Source organism: Vibrio sp. QJM3NY_39, from assembly GCF_057785895.1.
This window is the reverse complement of record NZ_CM173505.1, coordinates 1990082-2011803: the sequence shown is the minus strand read 5'-3', so window position 1 is coordinate 2011803 and position 21722 is coordinate 1990082. Positions and strand designations below refer to the sequence as shown.

The window sequence follows — 21722 nt, the reverse complement described above, 5'->3', positions numbered from 1 at the left end:
GATTCAACGGAATGCTATCAATGAGTGGTTTATGGATCCTTTAACGCAGGGCGTATTAGGCGCTTCTTTGTCACAGTCGGCAAGCAAAAAACAGAACTTGGTTGTCGCTGGGGTATTAGGTCTACTCTCTGGATTGGCTCCAGATTTAGATGCACTGATTAAGTCACAGACTGATCCTTTGTTGGCTTTGGAGTTTCATCGACAATTTACCCATTCACTCTTCTTTATCCCCATTGGCAGTTTGATCTGTGCCTTGGTTTTGCATCATCTCATTGCAAAAAGGCGCGGGCTTTCTTTCAAACAAAGCTGGCTGTTTTGTACTCTAGGTTACGGCACTCATGCACTGTTAGACGCTTGTACCACTTATGGCACGCAGTTACTTTGGCCTTTGACCAACGCGCGTTTTGCTTGGAATACCATATCAATAATCGATCCTGTTTATACGCTTCCCATCTTAATTTTACTTGTGTTTGCAACGTTGAAACGAGCACCTTGGCTAGCACGTGTCGCATTTGCTTGGGCTTTGGTTTACCCAACATTAGGGATGATTCAGCGAGATAGGGCAGAGGCGATTGGGTGGCAATTAGCGGAAGAAAGACAACACACGCCGATTCGATTAGAGGCAAAACCGAGCTTTGCTAACATCTTGGTTTGGAAAGTAGTGTACGAAACAGAGGCTCATTATCATGTAGACGCAGTGCGGGTTGGTACATCGGTAAGCACGTATCCCGGAGAGTCGATCGCTAAGCTGAGCGTTGGCAGGGATTTACCTTGGCTTGACCTTGATTCTCAACAAGCCAAAGACATTGAACGTTTCCGCTGGTTCTCGAATGGTTATATTGCTCAGGACCCAACAGACGATCTGCGTATTATCGATGTCCGATATTCAATTGTACCGAATCAAATGAAAGCACTTTGGAGCATCAAGCTATCAAAAGCAGTTGATGCAAACACGCATGTAAGATACGAAACTCATAGAGACAACACACCTGAGTCGAGACAGTTCTTCTTCGATATGCTCACTGGCGATAAATGAGCTAGTTTTAAAAAGTAAAAAGGCTGAGTCAGATAATCTGCTCAGCCTTTTTTATTCGTCTATTCCCTAGTTTTCTTTGTTCGAAAACTCTTTAATAAAACACTAAAGGTAACGATTTCTCAAATGATCTTTGAAGTATTGCGCATTCAAGGTTTCACCGGTTGCGCCTTTCACCAAGTCATCAGTGGTCAGCAGGCTGCCTTTGCTCCAAATGTTCGATTCTAGCCAAGCGAAGATAGGCGATAGGTCACCGCTTTCAATTACTGAGTTCACATCTACCGTTTTCTTCATTGAAGCCATGAACTGCGCCGCGTACATCGCCCCTAGTGTGTAAGATGGGAAGTAACCGAATGCGCCGTCTGTCTGGCGAACACTCATCACTATTTTATTCTCTATATGCGCATGATTTATATACAGACTTTAACTAGGGATTGTTCCTAGAGGAGTGGTTGTAAAAGGGTTCTTAGCACTAATGTAAAAACTATAAATCACCTAGAAAAACTTTTGACAATCAAGGCAACATGCGATAGGGTTAAGTTGCTTTCTGAGAAATCTCTCTAAAGCACTGAATAATATAATAATAGTTAAAAATAATAACGATAAAAATATAGGCTGTAAAAAGCCTCAAAAAGTTATTACTTAAACTCATTGTATTATTCGGAGGAAACATGAGAGAGTTGAAGGTCACATCATATAAGCTGAAACACATAGTTCATTACTATGTGTCTTTACGCGATAAATCAAGACCACTACAAGATTTTTATCCTTTTCTGCTTACCATAAGCAGACTTAATGATTTATACAGAACTCCATTGCGTAATTTAATAAACGTTGGGGGCCTGTGTCATGTTTAAGCCCAGCCCTTATCCAGAAGTTTATTCTTACAGAAGATTTTCTAACATCGAGCAAGAAAAAGGTTCATCTTTAGCTCGACAAGATAAATATGCTTACGACATTGCAGAAAAATATGGTCTGACAGTCAATAAAGATTTAGTCCTTACTGATAAAGGCTTGTCAGCTTTTCATGCTGAGCATAAGACAAAGGGGTCATTTGGTGTATTTCTGAGCTTAGTTAAATCTAAGCATGTTAAGTCAGGTTCATACCTTATTGTTGAGTCGATGGATAGGATGAGCAGAGAACAAGTCTTTCAAGCTCATGCGACTATGACAGAACTAATAATGGCAGGTATAACCGTAGTCGTAGCTAAAGAGGGCAAGGTTTTCAATCGTAAAACAATGAGTGCTGATCCCCTCGGTACAATGTTGTACGCAATACTGGAAATGCAACGCTCTCATGAAGAGTCTCTGAGAAAACAGGGCTTTAGTGTTGATTATATATATCAACAAGTCGCTAATTTTAAAGGTGGATTGGTCTCTGATGTCGCTGGTAGTCTTCCTTTTTGGTTATCTCGTAAACCTAAGCCTCACCCTAAAGTCAAAACAGGCTTTGAGCTAAATGAACACAAAATTACAGCTTTGATGATAGTGTCCCTATATCTGAATGAGAGAATGGGGCTTGGTGCGATCAGACAAGAGCTTAGGCGTTTAGGTATTAAGTCGCCAACTGGAAAAGCTATTTGGGGTGTTTCGACAATCAGTAGTGTATTAGCCAATCCGACACTGTGTGGAAGAAAAGTATTTAGTATCAGTTACTTGAAGTATGGTGAGACTGAAAATGAAAACTTCGACCTTCATAATTATTATCCTGCCTTAATCTCTGAAGATGAATATGAAGCAATTCAAGCGTTAAAGAAGCGAAAGTACAACGCTATGAGTGGTGATAAGTCGGCTGTATCGGATGATGCTTTAGTATATTTGCTTACAGATTACGGTAATAAGTCATTTTGTTCAAAGTGTGGTAAGAGCATTGGTTCTCAACCACAAAAGCAAAAATATAGGATTAGAAGACGATTAAATTGTAGCACGGAAAAAGAGTCAAAAAATTGCTGTAAGAGCATTATTCAAGACTACTTGGAAGATGCTTTTTTGGTGGCGGTTTCAAGACATATTGATTATGACTTGATTAATAAAGATATAGATAGCACAGCTAAATTAACTATAGATGAGAAAATCAAAGAAATAGATCAACAAATGAATAACATATTAGATACTTTGACGATTATCTCACATGGAGAAAAGAGGGCTACTGAAAAAGCAAAATACCAAGATCTTGAGAAGAAAAAAGATGAACTGAAGAAAGAGTCTGGTGAATTTGAAACATACCGCATTAGCTCGGAATCGATTAAAGCATTTATCTCTAATGTACAAGCAGCTCGTGACTATCAAAATCGTGATGCTCGTTTGATTGTAAAAGATGTTTTGGTGAAATCAATCAAAAAAATATCTGTTCATATGGAGGCAGAACCACTGTCATTTTATGGGTACGAGAACATTTTGGATAACAGTTTGGTCAATGTCATTGATGTTGAGTTTTACTCAGGTCGAGAAATATCGATTTTTGTATCGAGTAATAAAGATGATAGTAAATTGCTGTTTACTCGTATCCATGATGATTTTGTTGATGACGCCCGTGGTAGCTATACGTCAGCACAGCTGGATAACTGGAATGAGCATGGCTTTGATGCATTACTTGAATGTTTAGATGAAGCCCAAATAACGAATGATCCGAGCGACCCTGAAAACATTTGGGGTGGCTATGATCTGGCGGGTGCTCTTGCAGAGATGGTTACTGAAGAATTGATAGACAGCGAATAAAACAAGGAATGAAAATGAGTAAATATGCAATTAATGAAGACCTGGTTTTCTCAGACCGTTTCGCTGGTTTCTGCAATCATGATTATTCAATAATAATGAAGTTTGGACACTAAAATTATCAAAAAATGTAAGGTAAATAAATGAATTATATAGTAGAACTAATAGAAGATTGTTATCGAGATGCGGGATATGATGAGGGTTATATTCGCTCAAAAGTCTCTAAAATGAAAGATGATGAATCAAAATATCATACGTTAGCTCTTAGAGGGGCAAATCTGGATATGCAGAATAGAGAGCGTCTTGCTCATAAAATGAATGTAGATCCGAGAGAGTTGAGTTTTGTAATCGATTTTATCGCTCAGCGAGTGTGAGACGTTTGCATCACATTGAGTATTTAGTGTGATGCATGTGTCCTAATTTGTGCTATTTGAAACCTAATCTGACAAATTACCCACTTTTTGACTCAGTAGCTGTTGGTTTAAGAAGCAGCCTTGATGTAACGATACAACGTAGCAATACCCACTCCCGCAGCTTTCGCTGCCTTTTCTTTGCTCATGCCGTGCTCAACATAGCCAATTGCTTCCTGGCACTTTTTCTCCGTTTCTGGAGATGCTTGTTTACCTTTGTACTTACCAGCCGCTTTTGCCTCAGCTATTCCAAGAGCTTGTCGTTCCAGAAGTAGCTCTCGTTCCATCTGAGCAACAGAAGATAGAATGCCAAGAATCATCTTTCCCGATACAGATGACGTATCAATACCGATATTCAGGATCTCAAACTCAACTCCCTTGGCTTGATACTCTTCGATCATTAGCATCAACTCTCCTTGAGAGCGTCCAAGGCGTGACATTTCTCTTACTACGACTTTGTCACCACTAGCGAGGGTATTGAGTAGTTTTTGAAGAACAGGGCGGTCAATACTTTTACCAGATGCTTTCTCTCGAACGATACTTGCACCTTCGTACTTATTAAGAATTTCATTCTCTTGAGCTGTAGTAGATTGTTCTTTAGTGCTGACTCGTACATATCCATATATCGTCATTGATACTCTCTCAGTCTATCATTTAGGATTCTTAAGATAATACTATCATATAAGTTCTTTTGTTTCTATAAGATAGGTGTGGGGAGAGCTATATGATAGGTATACCCAAATGATAGGGTAAGGTAGTAAATTGGCGATAAAAATGATTAGGTAAGAGTTACATTAGTGGTAACGAAAATGAGGTATAAGTACTTCAACAGAAAATCGTTATGCTGGCTTTAACTAGAGCAATCAAAACCTCTGGTTTTGATTTAAAGCTACATTTGATGGAGAGCAAATTAATTCTTTTTGCTATAAAATGTAACCATCTCACTCATTGAGTTAAATCGCCTGCCTACCTGCTTCCATACACAACTCCCGCAAAGAAGTCCTTTGCCATAGCTAGCGCTATTGCTGTTGCAGCATACGCAAATAGATGTGTTGCCGTTCGGTGCAAGCTTTTCTTCGTGTTCAGATGCTTCAGCTTGCTCTGTCGTTGATTCAGGCCAGCGAAGCATTTCGACTAGGTCTTCCCAATGATTTAAGAGGTAGTTGAATACTTCTTCAGAGTTTAAGAGTTTAACTGGGCTTTTAGATGGGTAAAGCTGCCGAGCCATCATGTGTGTATCCACCTTTAGGATTATGTCGATATCTTTTGGGACAGCTTCTGGTAATAAATCAGGGCTGCTCTCAAAAGGGATATCCATTATTACCGATACATTAGAGGTTAAGTCCTTAGTGTATGCGTCAACTTGAATGCCATGCTTAGTGCATTCAATGTCCCATTGCACATCATTGAAGTCCCACTCATCTAAATCAAAGTTAACTAGGGTTGGAAGTTGCTGTCTTACAATTAATGCCAGCGCTGTAACGGGGGAGAACTCACATTCAGAGCTTGTTGTATTATTATCGGTGCGGTGAGCAAAGTGCCACTGATTGATGTTACCCAACCTCGCTGTTACAGGAGTTCCACATGACAAACAGTGGCAGTTACAGCCATCACCACGCTTCACTTGCTCAATTCCTACTATTTGGTTTGAGCTGTTACTACGAGCAAATGGCATCAATACTTGAAATGAAGACATACATAACCCCTTTATACAGCTTGTTTTAGATGGTCAGTAAACTCGATCTGTTTGATAGATGGGTCTGTGTTGGGTGAGTTACTAATGGATACGCCCCACGGATAGGGAATTTTGTGATCTTTTTCGTATTGATAAATCGTAATCTGAGGAAGATTTCGTCTGTCATACGCTTGACCAAATCTGAACGCTACACTGTTTTGAGAGGCTAATATGAGGTGTATATCATCATAGCCTTCTTCCATGATTTTTTTAACTTCTTCAATGAAATCATAAGCTAATCGAGTTTGTTTTTTGTTCGACCAGTGATTATCAAAACGTTTTTCTTTTAGTTTTAGGTGTACCTGTGGAATGTTTGGAAAGCAAAGGTTAATGGCTTCTTCATCTACATGGTAGGAGAATGAGACAGCAAGAACGATAGAACCTTTGTGGCCAGCATGGTTGGTTGTTTTCTCGAACTTCTCATTATCGTCATTAATAGGATCGAGTTCTTTCCAGCTTGATAGTTGTCGATCCCAGTCGAGCACCTCAATTTTTGATTCATCATCCAGCATATATCCTGATAAGAAAGCAAAGGGAATAGGAACTAAACCACTATAAATAATGTGAAAATCTTTAGCCGAAACACTATTCCTACGCTCTGCAACTGAATGTTCAAGGTTGAGGAATTTCTTAAGTGCTAATGCAGGTTGGCTGACAGTACCGTTCGCAAGATTATCTCGAATATCTATCACAATTTCTGAGATGCTTTTTCCTTTATGTTTCTTCTGAATGTAATCAGATAGGGGAGAATCTGATGTGTTTACCAAGCCTCTTTGCTCAATGGCGAACACTAATTTTTTAGTGAGCCTTCTGTGCTCTATAATTGAACGTACTACTTCCCAAATTAATCCAATTAGTATCAGGACTGTACCAAGAGCGAAACCGCCAAAAACGAGTACTGTAGGTACATCAGAGCCAGCGACATCGAGTTTGATAAGTTGAGTAGCCGTTTCATACTGAACATTGAATGCCATGCCTCCCACTAGCGCTATCGGGATAAAAGAGGCTCCAGTTCTGAAAACTAACAAAGCAGGAGAGCGTTTTCTGAATAACCAGTTGATGGTTTGAACAATGATATAAGTTAGCAGCTTCATAGCGTTCCCTTATTTTGTGCCTGATGAAGAGAATTTTTTTGTTGTGCAATGTATTGTTCTATCGTGAGTTCTCCAGGGTGAACACCCCCACCACGCCATTCACCATCCGAGAGCCACAGCTCCCAGTACCAAAGCCATTCTTGTGTCCAGGGGATGATTGATTCGGCAATTAACATATTGGGAGTCCAGTCCTTGGAACTACCGTTATTAAACATGAGACACGGCTTGGTATTTCCTTTGGAGAAGAATTCATGAGGTGAACGCTTTCCTCCTGATAATTCTTTAAGGTTTGGGGACAGTATTTCTACTTCTGGGAGGCAACCTAATCCCGCCCAGTGGACGAGTACCGAGTATTCTCGGCTAAGTCTCGAAGGTTGCAATTTCTGTCTCCATTCTAGCTTTAGGCCTGTTTTGCTTTTAGTAATTCGGCCTTTACCACCTTGATAACGCTTTTGTAGGGCATCAAGCTGTTTGCTGAGGTCATAACTCATCGATTACTACCGTAGAAATCATGTTTAGGTACGGATTTTGCCGTTGCTGAATTAGATAGACCTAAGCCTACAGAGGACACGGTTGCACGTTCCATAGCTCTGCGAGTGGTGAGAGTATCTGCCAATTTTGTTTCTAAACCTTTCGCAGCTTGGTTACCAAACATTGATTTCGTACGTGTGATCGTATGGTCGAGGCCTTGCCCGAATTCTAGCAGTGCAGTTAAGTCACGAGTAGCTTGCTGATACCAAGCTCTAAATGCCTGAGCTAGCATTGGTTTTTCATGCCATTTGTCAGCAAAGTTTTCTGTCGGTAAAGCTGGATTGAGAATCGTATAGGTTAGAGTTCCATCGGACTGGCACTGCTGGGAAATATAACTTGGCATAGCTTCAAGCACGTCAAGCATCAGATCAAATGGGTTCTCGTATTCTTTTTTTGACCTTGAGCATTGCTCATAAGCAAGTCCTGCAAGTGTGGTAATGATAATGCTGATAGGTGCGTACTGGGCGTACACGTTATTCATGTCCTTCTTCCACATATCTCTATGTCTCTTAAGAAGTTGAACAACGATCTGAAGTACGGTCTTTCTTCTTTGTCCAGGTAGTTCTTCTACAGTTCCAGCATAAATCTGGCGTTGGGCTTTATAGCTACTCTTCCTGCTCCATCGAATATCTTGACTACACGCACTCCGAAACCAACTTCTATAGCCATAAGGGTGGGACGGGCTATTCGCATCTTTAATATCAGCAACTCTTACGTTGTTCTTATAATTAGGAAAGTCAGCGTTTTCTGGCATGCTAGGAGTGATATCCATGTGAAACCCTTGACCTTCAATACCACCATATTGAAGAGTTACACATCTTCGTTTCGGCAAGCCTTCAACTTTGTTGCCATACCGCTGCGAGTGCTTTAGGACATGGATCACACTGAAAAGTAATTGGTTCGCTTCATCTGTGGTCAATGGATACTCTTCGTTTGGTAAATGGAGTACAAGGTCTATATCCATGTCAGAATCTTCATCGATTGGTTTCACTGAAGTCCCAATCCCGACACTTCCCTGAGCATAAACATGACAATCAGCGAACTTACCTCCTTGGTTAGCTAGATAGGAGCCGATTGCACGATAGGCTGTCGTTAGTTGTGATAATTGCGTTTCCGTAAGATCTAAGTTGGATGTGATCTTTGATATCATCTCGAAACAAAACTCTTTATCACTTGAATTTAGTTTTCTTAATGATTTGAAGTCTTGGTTTTGCACAAAAATTCCCTCGTCAAATTTGGTTTAATAATGACCATCGGCTCGATAGGGTTTATATTAACAGATCGAAATGATACGTTTCAATGATCTTTTTGTGTATTTTGGTTGTATTTTTATTGCACGTAGATCGTTTGTTGTTATGATGTTAGTAATGATTAGATAGTGATGGAAAACATCATGGAAAACAGTTCTCAACCTGACATAACAGTAGAGACAACTTCTACGAATGCTCGACTGGCGTATATCGACTTTAAATTGCTTTTCACAGGGCGTGTTACTAGAGCGGATCTTAAAGAAGCCTTTGGGATTGCAGAAGCGGCAGCATCTCGTGTTTTAAGTGAATACTCTAAACGTAGGCCTAATAACAAGACACAGAAAACGAATGCTATTGTGAGAAGTTCATTTTCACCATTAACTAATATTGATGGGGAACTGGCTTTGGGAATGCTTGCTAACGGTTTTAATAGCAACAAAATTTTCGGTGTAACAGAACTTGCTTACGAGAAGATTGGTAAAATCCCGAATCAATTAAACACGAATGAAGTTGCCATGATTACCCGTGCGATATCTGGAAAATATGCGATTTCATGTAATTATTATTCTGAAAATAGTTCTAACCATCAAATGAGAACTCTTGTTCCTTTAGCCGTTATGCATGATGGGACAAGTTGGATGTTTAGAGCGTATGATCGCTCTGAGAGTAAAGAAAACAAGTTTAAGAACTTTCACTTTGCTCGTGTTAGGAATGTGACGGAAGAACATGATAGCAAGGAATTTAAACAGCATGCTTACGAAGCTATATCACAAGATCAATTATGGAATTTGAGGTTACCTTTAATCTTGAAGTTACATCCTTCTCTATCAGAAGTAGAGAAAACCAAAGTCAGGATTGACTTTGGTATTGCTAGCGATAAGGATGAAATCTGCATTACAGAGAGAGCTGCTTTTAGATGGATTCTAGAGAAGAAATGGTATGTAGATGCTCGAACAGCCGAAGAAAAATCAAACAATCAACAGAATCGTTTCTACAAGTTTGAGTTGAATAATTTGGACATGATTAAAATGATGGAGCAAGCTACCAATTGATTTTTCGGTCACCATATTCTTTTAAACCGTAAGCATTACAGGTCACGGACTTTCTATGCGTTTTCATTCATGGGTTCAAGTAGTGAGAAAAGAAACATATTACATAGTGCTTTTTACGCAATTATCAACTTAGCTAGATTAGTCTTAACCGATCAAGACTAAAATTAGTTTGTAGAAGATCGGGTTTCTACATAAGAGTTAGATTATCGACCAAATTCAGTGGCTAAATAATCAGTGCGCAATAGAAACCTCGAACTGGAGCTAAAAGTAAGATTAACTTCAAGTACGAGCGGGTAATCGAAAATACCAAGCGTAGTATCCCTTTAATAGTGATATCTCATGCTTTCCAGTTTCGTTTCGCTCACCGTATAGCAGCGTGCGGCACACTTTAATTTAGCTAAGTTTTAACAGGGTATTTATGTTATCTGTAGAAGAGAAAAAAAGGCTTGAAGAGCTTGATGATTATGGTATTGAAGAGCTTTTTACTAGTCAATGTGAATCATGGTTCACCGCAGATGTAGCATGTTGTGAGCTATGTGTTGATGATTATTTAAAGTCTTGGCCTTTTTCTGCAGGGACTGAAGACTTTCAAAACAACGCTATGGATATCGAACATTTTTATGCATCCACAATTTTACGAGACTGCTATTCACTTGAAGACTATAAGCAACTGATGCAGTTAGTAGAGTGTCCTAGATGTGATGAGGCACTTACAGGATATTTCTATCCATATAGTTTTCCATTTCAACCTATTGATTTTTTTGAGGATATTCTTCATGAGTTGAGTGCGCTTGCTCACAAATCGCCGTTTGTTATGTTGAAGCACTATTTTGCGTCTCAAATTTTAGAAGCTATCGGAGAGTTGTCAGAGCAAGCTATAGCTACTTCAATCGTAGGAAACTTGTTCAGAGCACGTGTTGCTTCTCAGATAGCAGACCCCAAAGCTGATGATTTTGATATTACACCCAAGCAATATGCGTCTGAGGGGCGTTATAATCATGCAGGGTTACCTGCATTTTACTTAGGTAGTGACCAGCAAACTTGTTACGAGGAAATGCGCCAAGAAAATTGTTATATCGCAGAAATTAAGATCAATAAACAAGTAAAAATCTTAGATCTTTCTGCTACATACGACAATCATAAGAAACATAGTGATATGCTAGATACCATGGTTCACTCAGCTTTAGTGAGTGCCAAGCATAATGATGAAGGGCAATATAAGCCGCAATACATTTTTTCTAGATTCGTTGCTGATTGTGCGAAATTTTCAGGTTTTGATGCTATAAAGTATCCATCAACTAGAACAGTTCATGGTTGTTTTAATATTGTATTTCTCAATGCTGACTTTGGGCTTGGTAAAGGCTGTGAGCTAGTAGAGATACATAATTATCCACCTAAAAAATAAATCATATAAAGGTCTAAGCGGAGTTAGGTTAACCAATAGGAGCTGTCTAGATGCAACGTCCGATTATAATTGAAAACAACATGTTAGAAAGTGACTCAGAGCATCACTTCAGAGCTGTTTTACCTAGAGGTTGGACTGCACATAAGCCTAATCCTGATATTGGTGTAGATCTGGTCGTTGGGGTTATTGAAAACAACCGCGCTTCATCAAGAGAATTGCTCGTGCAATTAAAAGCATCACAAGAATCGAATGTAACCGCTGATGGGGCATATGAACGAATTATATTAGATGTATCAACGTATAACTATTTATGGGATCTTTTGCCAGTTGCGCTACTTGTGAAATATGTAGCTTCTGAACAAACGGCTTATTGGCAGTTATTGAGTCAAGTGCCAGCTCCCAATCAAGATAACTTGACCATGACAGTCAAGATACCTAGGAATCAGGAGCTTGATGAAAGTAGCTGGCAGATTATTCGTAGGTATGTAGAAGCGGTTCACTTGAGGAAACTAGGTGCTAGAGAGAGAGTTAATTTGTCAGAGTACACCTAATAAATTATTGTCCAGCTGTGACTTACACACGGGTGTCTAAGCTCGGGAGTGAGTCACTATACCTTTTAGTCCTCATCAAGTAGATCTATCCTGTCTTCAGGCAATAAGTCATTCACATCGCACTCCAACACGCGTGCAATCATATATAGTTTCTCAACCGTAATTCTTACCCCGTCTTTTTCTACTTTATTCATATAGCTGCGGCTAAAGCCCGCTTGGAGGCTAAGCTGTGTACTTGATAGGTCAAGCATCTCTCTTTGGCGCTTGATGTTTTGAGCGATCTCTTTAGCTAGTTGATTCATTGATTGTTTTGAAGTTTTATTATTTCCACTACTTTATGATATTTGGTTGACTAATACTATAGTGCATAATATATTATGCAATGTCAGCAGTGGAAAGGAGTTCGTGAAGATGAGAATAAGCACCTACAAGTTGTTTAAGATTGGCACCAGTTTGATAGATAAACTCGAAGAGGGTGCTAATTTTGATTTGTACTATTTTCAGTCACTGTTGAAGCCGCTCATCGAGCCTTACTACGATCCTGATAAGCAGCTTGACCGATTTCGCAATCATTCATATCGTATGATGAAGGTACTCGAAAGGAAAGGGATTGTGATACGTTTGAGTGGAGCTTGTGTTAATAATGCCAAATACTCGATTATTGCAGAATCTTCTCAACTTGAAGTTGAGTTTGAAACGGAGAAAAGGCCTACTATTATAAGTGAAGAGTTATCGTATCAAGCCCAATTAAGGTCAAGTAAACTGCAATTAAATCATTTAGTTATTGCACATAAACAGCTCTTAGAGAAGTTCCCTTGTCATTCTGCCTATCTCAATGAAGAACTAGTAAAGCTTGAAAAGGAGATCTCAATATTAGAGTGTAAAGCTCTCGTAATTGGAAAAATAATTAAGCGCAATGAAAAAGGGGCTGCCCTTTAAACTCGCTGTAGAGCTGTAATTTAAACATAAATTAATTGTAGCAGCTATTTTTGAAGAGGCCTGGAACACTGTTCTAAGTGCGTTAAGTATAGAGTTCACACTGCCGTGGCAGTGTGATTATCGTGAAAAAGCCAAGAAATTTTATGGTAGGGTATATCATGATTGTCTGAGGTGATTTTTGAGTGCTATTGTCCATATCTACGTTCTATATAGAGTTGTTATTATATAAGCGATCATTTGGAGGTTTAAATGGAAAAAAAGCTGATCAAAATTGGAAATTCGACAGGGTTGACAATTCCTTCGCAGTGGCTGGCAGAAATGAATTTAAGTTCTGGATCTAAAGTCACGTTAACCCGTGAGTGTGGGGGAATTACTGTTAAGGCATCAAATGTAAAGACAAAGCCCAACCTAGAAGATCTTATGGCGAACACTGATTTCGAAGCACAGCGCAACGATCCACACCTTCAGGCTTGGGCTAATAAGCACAAGAATGGTCGTGAAAATTCATAAAATATCAGCTCCAAGTGTGGAGCTGATTGATCGTAGATGCAAAAATGCTATACCGTTAATTAGCGTTGTTTTCTACTGATCCAAACTTAGCTATTGAAGAGTTGACTACACTCGATCAAGGTGTTGTCTTTTGGCATGCGTATGCACAGTGTATTCTAAACTTCGTAGCAGAACGTTATCCACAAACATCCAAGCAACTACCTAAGGTTGTTGGTGGCTTGAGCTTTGATTGTCAGTTTTACAAAGATCTTGGGCGATGTCCGTAGTGAAAACTGGATCTAACTCAGGAAGTCAGGTCGATGCTTCTAAGCATGCGATTACAAATAGACTACTCGAAGAAAAAGAATTAGATAACTTAATTTCTGTTTCTTATATCGCAAAATAGTCAGATTTATTACGACCCGCTATATATAACATAGCTGAAAATAGGAAAGTATAATAATGTTTCAATTAATACTATAAATAGTATTAATGTTCGTAATTGTTTCCATTTTTAAATTTTTTAAGATCTATTATAAAAATATTACCACTGAAATAAATAATTTGATCTATTTTAGATCTTCATTCCCTCAAAAAAATGTGTTATAACTATTATAACTGTTATAACTATTTTAAAGTTATAATTTTAATATAAGGCTCATTGAAAAAATCCTTAATTAAATTCTAAAACATGTCAATTTTTTTTAAAAAAGTAGTGCGTCAAAACGCACTTCTAGTGCGCGAAACAGCATTTCCACTGCGTGAGAGCGCATTTTTAGTGCGTTATTAAGTACTTTGCTCAAAGCGGCACAATAATTCGGAAAATCTGTGTTGCTATACCCTATAGCGAACACCTTTGATGTGTCGCTTAGGTAGTAAGCGTACAGTTTATTTCTGTTGCTTTAAATTTCCATTTAAATAGGTGAGAGTTTATTTGTTTTTCTATAAGGAAAGCTTATCTTTAATGTTTAAGTGATTGACCTATCTGGTCACTAATATCTAATAAGAATAGAAAAATTTAAACCTGTTATTGTTTCATAAACAGTGATTTTTGGTTTAGATAAATCATTAAGGCACATAGAACACTGTTCACAGATTTGTTGATTTATTCTTTTATCGATGTCTAATAAAAAACAAAAAGATTCAGTTTATTAAGTACACTAAAACAGTGTTCAAGCTCTTTTCTGGACAAAGGCGTGTTAGTGTAATAACACTAACACAACCATAGTAGACTTAGAAAAAGTACCGTAGACCTAAGCAGTTGGTTCGGCGATTGTTTCTTCGGTGGACTCTTCTTCCGCGCTAACATCACCACTTGAGATACCAAGCATTAAATTTATCATTTGTACTAGGGAGCATGCCTTTTGCCCATCCTCCCAAGCCAACTCTAACGCATGTGATACTGCTAGAGGGTTTTTCAATAGACCTTTAGCTTGACCATATTTAGATACCGCTGAATCTCTATGTCCTTTCCACTTTTCACCTAATTCTTCTTCGAGCAAGTCTGTTATATTTGTTTTCCAAATGGTTATATTATCGAGAAAAACATGCTCTTCTGTAGGCCACTTGAACCCTTCAGGTTGCCCACAAAGTTGCAATATTGAGCCATTATCTTTTTTGTGTTTAGTAATCTCCCCATTTAGGAAATTAGCCTTATCGGCTTTTTCTGGATCATCCTTGATAGCATCATATGATGTTTGTTTATTTGTATCGCCATCAATTAGCACAAATGTCGGTATGTCCAGCAACCGAGCAATACATAGAGGTCTTAAAATCTCGCTTTTCCCATGTACTGGCACAATATGACCACCTTGACGCCTAAATTCTCCATATACACCCATTAAATGCATATAGGTCGTCAATATAGAAACGTCTTCTACGCCTTCAACAAATATTATCTTTTGTGAAAAGAACATTTCATTCAATTCAGGGCTTAATGTTGGTGATACCTTAGCGACTAAAGCTGAAGGGTTAGTTGGCTTAGATTCTACCGTATTTAATTTGTCAGCGATTTCCTGATAAGTAACTCGCGAAATTATTGATTCACTTGGATTTCCAGTTTCACGAACCATTCGAATACTTGAAACATTATTCGATGGTACAAAGTATGGGCTATGGGAACATAGTAAAACCTGAGCTGTATCCTCAGAAAGTTTGAACAGGGTTTCAGCTAAATACCTAACTTGAGGAGGGTGTTGATACAACTCTGGTTCTTCGATTGCCATCAATAGCTTGGGACTTTCCGAGCTATCTATGTTTACAAGCTCTTGTAGCAAAGCAAAAATGTACGAGCGCTGCATTCCATGTCCGAAGCGTGCCAATTCACCTTCATATCCATTATCTCCAATAACTACTTGTGCTATAGGTTCCTCGACCTTAATTGTTTTTTGCTCTTCATAGTTCCATTTTACATAAGCTTGTATATCGGGCTTCGACCATATTTTTAGTCGCTCCTCTATAGAATTGGAGACAGATGCAAGCACACTTTGTTGCGCTGCTAACATTTGATTATATGCACTTCGAGCATCGTCATAAATTTTTGCCAACTCAGTATCAAATGTAATTTGAGAGCGCACAGTCCTGTCTAGCAATATGCCTAAGGCTGAGTTTTTAGATTCTTCTGCTTCCTTTGAAATATCCTTAGTTGCAGGGATAAATACCCACTGTATATGAGTAGCAAGACGGTTACTGCCTTTTGACGCACCATAGAACTGATCTTCACTAGGAACATATGTACAAAGTAGAGGATTTGCCTCTTCAAATTCACGAAGTGCAGCTTCCATATCCGCCTTTGTTTTAACATTAGCCAAAGTGCTGAACGGTGACTGTGCTTTAATACCCTCATATATAGATTTTAGAACAGGTACTTTTTCACCAGACTTTTGAGCTGAAAACCAAGAGGCAAAGTCAGCAATTACTTTTCTTTGACCGTATTGTTTTACCACTGCATTGCCGCTATTGGCGTCATAAGTAGCTTCGGCAGTAATCGTGAGTTCGTCTTGGCGAACATAAGCCGAAAGATCATCTTTAGCTTGATCCGAAAGCTCTCCAAACGTTACGGTAATTCTTATTGGATCATTTGTATTTTTGTGGTGGAAATCATCTTCTGAAAGTTTAATCAAATCGGTTTGCGAGTTTTTGTTTTCTCTAAAGAAAAGGTTTAGCGCATTAATTACCGTTGATTTACCTGAACTATTTGCCCCAATGAAACAACTATAATCAGATATATCCACCTCTTGTTCTTTAAATGCTCTGAAGTTCTCGATTTTTAATTTTGTAATTTTCATGATAATCCCTAACAAAACATGCTGATTTATGAGAGCGCCTAACGCTCTTGCATAATGTCCATGGTGAAGATATTGGTTATGAAACTCAATGATTTACTATCTATATTGTGAGTCTAGAGCACAGCATAGGATGAAACCGTACTTGGATTAGATAAATGAGACCAAGCAGTAAGCTGTAGAACTACTGTGTGAGTAACTAATCTCGCAAACTTTGGGGAAAAGGTGAGTTTATTGAAGACTCAGATCAAAGTTGAACAGTGTTCATAGGCTGCATTAAAAATTTATCTCAATGAAGACTCTAAATCTCAACGTGATTGATATTTAGAATCAATACCCTTTAAGAAGGGGGCTGTTTGCCTAATTCTTCCATGGAAGCTCTCTCAGAATATATGAGTTTATAATCATCAAGACGAGTTGAGTGCCTCTTCTAATTTATCAAGCCCTGAACGCCTTGCATTCATGCATATCATAATGTTTGCTAGACATACCATTGCTTGCATGGAGTGATTGATAAACTATTCTTCGAGAAAACGAACTCTTCAAAAAAGCAAGAATCAGAAACATATTCGCCATCAGCAAAAGTGTGTTCAAAAGCACTTTTACCATGCAATGTGCGATGTAGTCCGTCATATCGGAAGACCAGATGTAGGATAGGGGATAATTTCTAAGATTGACGGTCATAATTGCGATGTCTTATTTTCTAAAGCAGAGCGGTACTGTAAAGCCTAGTCGATTGAGTAATAACTGAAAGGTCGACAGCACCTTCATGAGCTGAACTTTACCCGTGGCATTTCCTAGCACGAAAATGTCCCCAAGCTTGCTACAGCAATATTGTGAATGATTTACTGACCTACAAAGTCGACCAAAGTATGGTACTACGGCAAAATATGCTGCAAGCGTCTGGTTTTCTGAGTTATTTTCTGATGAACTGAAGGTAAAGAGGATAAACTAAACTGATTTAACTTTGATGATTAGTGAATTGCAACGCATAAATCAAAAGTATACGGGCGAATTATGAGCGCGAAAAAACAAACAACAGCTCAAAGTAAGTTAATCGGTGAACATCCTAAGTCGGGTTTGTTTTTTGATTGGTTTGAGTGTGAAGATACACTTGCAACAGCCAACAAAAAACATAGAAAGCTTACAAATAAAGGTATAAGCAGCGCTACTCTAGTTGAGCATTTGTCGCAATGGGTAATTAAACATCATGCAACCGAAGCTCGTATCGCTAGGATAGAGAGGAAAAAACAAATCCTAGCTAAGCATGGCTTCGCTCAGTATATGGAAGGAAAAGTTCCTTTTCCGATTAAGTCTGCAACTACGCAAAAAGGTAATCTAGGCGAAATAATCCTTGCAGAATACCTTACTGAAACATCAGGTTTAGAAATCCTTGTGTACAAACTGAGGTACAACCCGAATGTAGAGCAGTCTATGAAAGGAGACGATTTATTACTATTTGAAAAACAGAATATTCAAAATAGAGTAATAATGGGAGAAGCAAAATTCCGTTCGACTAAAAACAAAAAAGCTTTAGATGATATTGTTGAATCGTTATCGAATAAAAATTTACCCATATCTTTGACCTTTGTTAGTGACAGACTGGAAGAAATGGGAGATGACCTTTTAGCAAACGAAATTGATGATTTGATCACGAACCTCCATACCCAAAAAACTCCAGTTACATATGTTGGCTTTTATCACAGTGAAGCTTCTACATATAAGACTATAGAGAAACACTTAAACTCTAATAATAAAAACCTTGTCATAGTATCTTATGGTGAAGATAACCCAGCTCAGCTTGTTAAGAATAGCTTTGACGAAGCACTAAAAATGGTGATGGAGTAGAAATGGATACCGTAAAAGCTCAGAAGCTGTTTGATAAGCTTGAAAACGATGAATTCGCTCAGAACTTAATTGCGCAATCCAACGCGAAGAATATTCTTTTAGCTGTCAAAGAAGATGAAGCTAACTTTCCAAATTTTACAGAAGGATTAACGGATAGGGTTAATAGTATTGCCTTCGCATATTTGTCTATAGGTTGTGCCATAACTGAAAAAAGTGAAATTGATGATGTTGCTCTGCAAGCATTTGAGAAAGCAGGCGACATTATACATTACATTCACGCCCCTAATACTGAGCTTAGCAAGAAAAGTAGCTTTTACTTAGTTGTTAGTAGTTTATCTTTTTACCTAGCTTCTCAATATTCAAAATCGTTTATAGCGATTAAAAATGTCAAAGCTGAAACGCCATTAATTAATCTATTTAGCAGTTTTCTGAGAAAAGATCTGCAAGCACTTATTCACGAAATTAACAACATTCAGTTTGACGATGAATATGATAAAGTTTCTGAGGACGAACTGGAACAGAACAACAAGCATTATGCAATTATCTTATCTAAATCCCTCAATTTAGTGCTGGAATACATTTACTCGGGCAAAGAAGAATATCTTTATCTCGGACAAGAATCTTTAACTGACTTGAAAGAATTGGCTTCTATTGATGACGAACCTGCTATTTGGTGGTTATCGAGGTTGTTAATAATATTGCTTGATGTATTCAAGCAGTACTCATTTTGGAATGTGATACCAAAATTAATTAAGAGTGATATTACAAATGATTATGTAGCACAACTAGCATTACGAACACCACCAATTACGGAGTTATTCTTTGCTCAATATAATGCACTACAGGCGATGCAAGATGAAAATGATATTGTCCTGAGTCTACCAACAAGTAGTGGCAAAACCAGAATAGCTGAGATCGCTATTTTGGAAGCTTTGATTGATAACCCTTTTTCCAAAGTACTATATCTTGCTCCATTCCGTTCATTATCTTATGAGGTAGAGGAATCAATGGAGAAGACATTAGCCCCCTTGGGGTTTTCTACTACGTTCCTATATGGCGGAGGACAATTTAGTAAGCTAGATAAAGCACTAATCGAAAACTCAAATGTGATTATTGCAACCCCTGAAAAAGCCAAGGCGATAGTCAGGGCAGATGAAGATATCGCCAATGGAATTAGTTTGCTTATTATTGATGAGGGTCACCTTCTTGGGGCAGAAGAAAGGTTAATTAAAATTGAGTTGTTTATCGAAGAGCTAAAGCATCACGTCAATAAAAATGATGGCAAGATTATGCTTCTTTCCGCTGTCCTACCTAATACAAATGATATTGCCCAATGGATAGCCGAGGATAGTAGCAGTGTTTATCAAACCGATAAGACAATTGCAGACAAGCGATTTGGAACAATTAAGTGGACTCACGCTAAAAATGTAACAATAGAATGGTTTGGCGAACCAACCTCATTTAACAAAAATTTTGTCGAAAAGTTCTTACCACCTCGGGCAAGAACTAAATATTTTCCGAGTGACAAAAATGAAGGAATTGCAGCTACAGCATTAAAGCTATCGCAACTTGGGACTGTCTTGATGTTTGTTGCTCAGGCCAGATATGTTGTATCTTCAGCTAATAGGGTACTGAAGGCAATGGGAGGTACTCCCGAATTACACAACTATAACAATGAAGTACTTTTTGAGTCATTTAGGCTCGCTTGCGATGAAGCTGGTGTTAGTAACATATATGAGCTGGCTCGATATGGAATTCTATGTCATTTCGGAAAATTACCTACCGATGTCCGAATTTTGACTGAGCAACTAATGCGAACGGACAATGTTAAGGTTATTGTTTCGACCACTAGTCTAGGGCAGGGAGTTAATATAGGCATATCAACAGTAATTTTTTCTGATGTATTTATGAATCACCAAGACGAAGTGAAAATAGATTCAAAAGATTTTTGGAATATTGCTGGTCGAGCAGGAAGAGCCTTTACAGATATTGAAGGAAAAGTATTGTATTGTATTGATGAGACTAATTGGAGTTATCAAAGGGATCTTGGTTTTTGCCATGAATACTTTGACTCATCGAAAATGGAACATGCAAAGAGTGGATTGCTGGCACTAGTAAAATATTTAAAGAATATATCAACAGAATGTAATGTTAGTTTTGAATTATTGTTAGATTTAGTTGCTACTAATGATTTCTCTCAGTTTAAATCTGATAATAAAGATTACTCAAATATATTTCCGCAAGTATTCGACTGGGTTGATGACACACTGTTAGCATTAGACTACAAAAATAAAGCACACGAATTACAAGATCCTTCGAACTGGATTGACACAGTTTTTAGGAACTCATTGGCTTATATTCAAGCAGGAGATGATGAGGTGGTATCTCAAGAAGATATCATTAATTTTCTTAAAAGCAGAAATAGAGCAGTGATCAACATTGCTGGTGATTATGTGAATTGGGAAGGTATGGTTAAGTCTGGCATTCCATTAAGCTCGTCAAAAGCATTAGACGATTATATTGACCCAATAAAAGAGAGCATAAAGGTTTACAAAGAGTCAGAAGGTTGTGCTACTGACCTAGCTGAATTTTCAAAAAGTATTGAAAAGATAGTTCAACAACTCCCAACAGTTACTTTTAAGCATGATTATGAAGAAGCAGAGTTGGATGAAGTCCGACTGAAATGGTTTAGCGCAAAACCACTGTCACAAATAGCTATTCACGAGAATGGTCAAGAGATATGTGTTTCCTATTTTTCAATGACGCTACCTTGGGCTATTAATGCAATTACAAGAAAGTTATTTGATTTAGAACTAGATGACGAAGCTAAATTGCTTGAAGAATTAGCGCTTTATTGCGAAATAGGCGTTCCTAATATGGATTCGGTGAAGATCTATTTGGCGGGATTAAAATCACGAGTAGCAGCATTCGAACTTTCTAATATACTCGTAGGAAAACTTACCAGTTTAAAAAAACTAAAGTTAGTCAAGTTGCTAAAAGATAATTCAGTAAACATTGAATTACTCTGCGATGAAGTAACAAAAAAATGGGTAGAGTTGTTTACTAGGGAGCAAGATGGCAAAGAAGAAGATGAATTGACTCAAATTAGTAATTTTGTTTTAAAAAATACTGAGCCTGAAAGCCATCAGCTAAATGTTCGTAGTTTCAATGGTAGCCTATATTTATGCAATGCAGATTTGACTGAGAAAATATTGATATCTTCCAGTAAAAAATTCCCGTTTAAATCCATCGCTGACAACCCTAAAGTCTACTTTGAAAAAGAAGCCTCGTACTGGGCTATGAGAGTCAGAGCCAGTCGGAACTAAACAATATAGTATTGAAGTCTAAAGGTGTCTTCTCCAGTGTATATCAAATGAGTTAGCTTT

The 21722-nt window shown here is 38.2% G+C and carries 17 protein-coding genes and 1 pseudogene; 10 read left to right on the top strand and 8 right to left on the bottom strand.

Annotated elements, in window-relative coordinates:
• Nucleotides 1–31: 31 nt before the first annotated feature.
• On the top strand, nt 32–1036 hold the full coding sequence (locus AC3CHU_RS09100; protein ID WP_428786321.1) for a metal-dependent hydrolase: 1005 nt from the start codon (nt 32–34) through the stop codon (nt 1034–1036).
• Between the two features lie 102 nt (nt 1037–1138).
• On the opposite strand, the pseudogene AC3CHU_RS09095 reads toward AC3CHU_RS09100, so the two are convergent.
• Nucleotides 1139–1402 (bottom strand): annotated as a pseudogene (locus AC3CHU_RS09095) (carboxypeptidase M32); the annotation flags it as partial.
• A 480-nt stretch (nt 1403–1882) separates the two neighbouring features.
• Between AC3CHU_RS09095 and AC3CHU_RS09090 the strand changes: the two are divergent.
• The gene (locus tag AC3CHU_RS09090) at nt 1883–3751 is read left to right on the top strand and encodes a recombinase family protein (protein WP_102538405.1); all 1869 of its coding nucleotides are present in this window, start codon (nt 1883–1885) and stop codon (nt 3749–3751) included.
• 140 nt (nt 3752–3891) lie between these two features.
• Nucleotides 3892–4122 (top strand): hypothetical protein, encoded by a 231-nt coding sequence (locus AC3CHU_RS09085; RefSeq protein WP_102538406.1) that lies wholly within the window; start codon nt 3892–3894, stop codon nt 4120–4122.
• Nucleotides 4123–4229: 107 nt separating this feature from the next.
• On the opposite strand, the gene AC3CHU_RS09080 is transcribed toward AC3CHU_RS09085, so the two are convergent.
• The 5 genes from AC3CHU_RS09080 to AC3CHU_RS09060 all read right to left on the bottom strand — a co-directional run bounded on the left by AC3CHU_RS09080 (nt 4230) and on the right by AC3CHU_RS09060 (nt 8734).
• Nucleotides 4230–4790, bottom strand: a complete 561-nt coding sequence (locus AC3CHU_RS09080; RefSeq protein WP_102538407.1) for a recombinase family protein — start codon at nt 4788–4790, stop codon at nt 4230–4232.
• Nucleotides 4791–5068: 278 nt separating this feature from the next.
• Nucleotides 5069–5854, bottom strand: coding sequence for a competence protein CoiA family protein (locus tag AC3CHU_RS09075; protein ID WP_488524399.1), 786 nt, complete (start codon nt 5852–5854; stop codon nt 5069–5071).
• 11 nt (nt 5855–5865) lie between these two features.
• Nucleotides 5866–6987 carry an SAVED domain-containing protein gene (locus AC3CHU_RS09070; protein WP_102538409.1) on the bottom strand — a complete coding sequence of 374 codons (1122 nt, stop codon included), beginning with the start codon at nt 6985–6987 and terminating at the stop codon, nt 5866–5868.
• Nucleotides 6984–7478 carry a type II CBASS E2 protein gene (locus AC3CHU_RS09065; RefSeq protein WP_102538410.1) on the bottom strand — a complete coding sequence of 165 codons (495 nt, stop codon included), beginning with the start codon at nt 7476–7478 and terminating at the stop codon, nt 6984–6986. The genes AC3CHU_RS09070 and AC3CHU_RS09065 overlap by 4 nt, the downstream gene beginning before the upstream one ends.
• A complete protein-coding gene (locus AC3CHU_RS09060; protein WP_193838552.1) occupies nt 7475–8734 on the bottom strand; it encodes a cyclic GMP-AMP synthase DncV-like nucleotidyltransferase in 1260 nt (419 codons plus the stop codon). Before AC3CHU_RS09060 ends, AC3CHU_RS09065 begins: the two co-directional genes overlap by 4 nt.
• 177 nt (nt 8735–8911) lie before the next feature.
• Between AC3CHU_RS09060 and AC3CHU_RS09055 the strand changes: the two genes are divergently transcribed.
• The 3 genes from AC3CHU_RS09055 (at nt 8912) to AC3CHU_RS09045 (ending at nt 11776) form a co-directional block, all read left to right on the top strand.
• Nucleotides 8912–9820, top strand: coding sequence for a BrxR family helix-turn-helix transcriptional regulator (locus AC3CHU_RS09055; RefSeq protein WP_017088325.1), 909 nt, complete (start codon nt 8912–8914; stop codon nt 9818–9820).
• 418 nt (nt 9821–10238) lie between these two features.
• On the top strand, nt 10239–11225 hold the full coding sequence (locus AC3CHU_RS09050) for an RES family NAD+ phosphorylase (protein ID WP_102538412.1): 987 nt from the start codon (nt 10239–10241) through the stop codon (nt 11223–11225).
• 50 nt (nt 11226–11275) lie between these two features.
• Nucleotides 11276–11776, top strand: coding sequence for a DUF4365 domain-containing protein (locus tag AC3CHU_RS09045; RefSeq protein WP_102538413.1), 501 nt, complete (start codon nt 11276–11278; stop codon nt 11774–11776).
• Nucleotides 11777–11841: 65 nt separating this feature from the next.
• Here the strand turns inward: AC3CHU_RS09045 and AC3CHU_RS09040 are convergent, their stop codons facing one another.
• Complete coding sequence (locus tag AC3CHU_RS09040; protein ID WP_102538414.1) at nt 11842–12078, bottom strand: helix-turn-helix domain-containing protein; 237 nt, start codon at nt 12076–12078, stop codon at nt 11842–11844.
• A 109-nt stretch (nt 12079–12187) separates the two neighbouring features.
• On the opposite strand from AC3CHU_RS09040, the gene AC3CHU_RS09035 reads away from it, so the two are divergent.
• Together AC3CHU_RS09035 and AC3CHU_RS09030 are read left to right on the top strand one after the other, a co-directional pair.
• Entirely contained in the window at nt 12188–12715 is a 528-nt protein-coding gene (locus AC3CHU_RS09035; protein WP_102538415.1) for a hypothetical protein, read from the top strand.
• Nucleotides 12716–12964: 249 nt separating this feature from the next.
• Complete coding sequence (locus AC3CHU_RS09030; protein WP_102402344.1) at nt 12965–13225, top strand: AbrB/MazE/SpoVT family DNA-binding domain-containing protein; 261 nt, start codon at nt 12965–12967, stop codon at nt 13223–13225.
• A 1232-nt stretch (nt 13226–14457) separates the two neighbouring features.
• On the opposite strand, the gene AC3CHU_RS09025 is transcribed toward AC3CHU_RS09030, so the two are convergent.
• On the bottom strand, nt 14458–16491 hold the full coding sequence (locus tag AC3CHU_RS09025) for an ATP-dependent nuclease (RefSeq protein ID WP_193838553.1): 2034 nt from the start codon (nt 16489–16491) through the stop codon (nt 14458–14460).
• A gap of 1014 nt (nt 16492–17505) precedes the next feature.
• Here AC3CHU_RS09025 and AC3CHU_RS09020 point away from each other — a divergent pair.
• Both AC3CHU_RS09020 and AC3CHU_RS09015 read left to right on the top strand, forming a co-directional pair.
• Nucleotides 17506–18336 (top strand): Hachiman antiphage defense system protein HamA, encoded by an 831-nt coding sequence (locus tag AC3CHU_RS09020; RefSeq protein ID WP_193838554.1) that lies wholly within the window; start codon nt 17506–17508, stop codon nt 18334–18336.
• Nucleotides 18337–18338: 2 nt separating this feature from the next.
• Nucleotides 18339–21662: a DEAD/DEAH box helicase gene (locus AC3CHU_RS09015; RefSeq protein ID WP_488524398.1), complete on the top strand. Its 3324-nt coding sequence runs from the start codon at nt 18339–18341 to the stop codon at nt 21660–21662.
• Nucleotides 21663–21722: the final 60 nt, after the last annotated feature.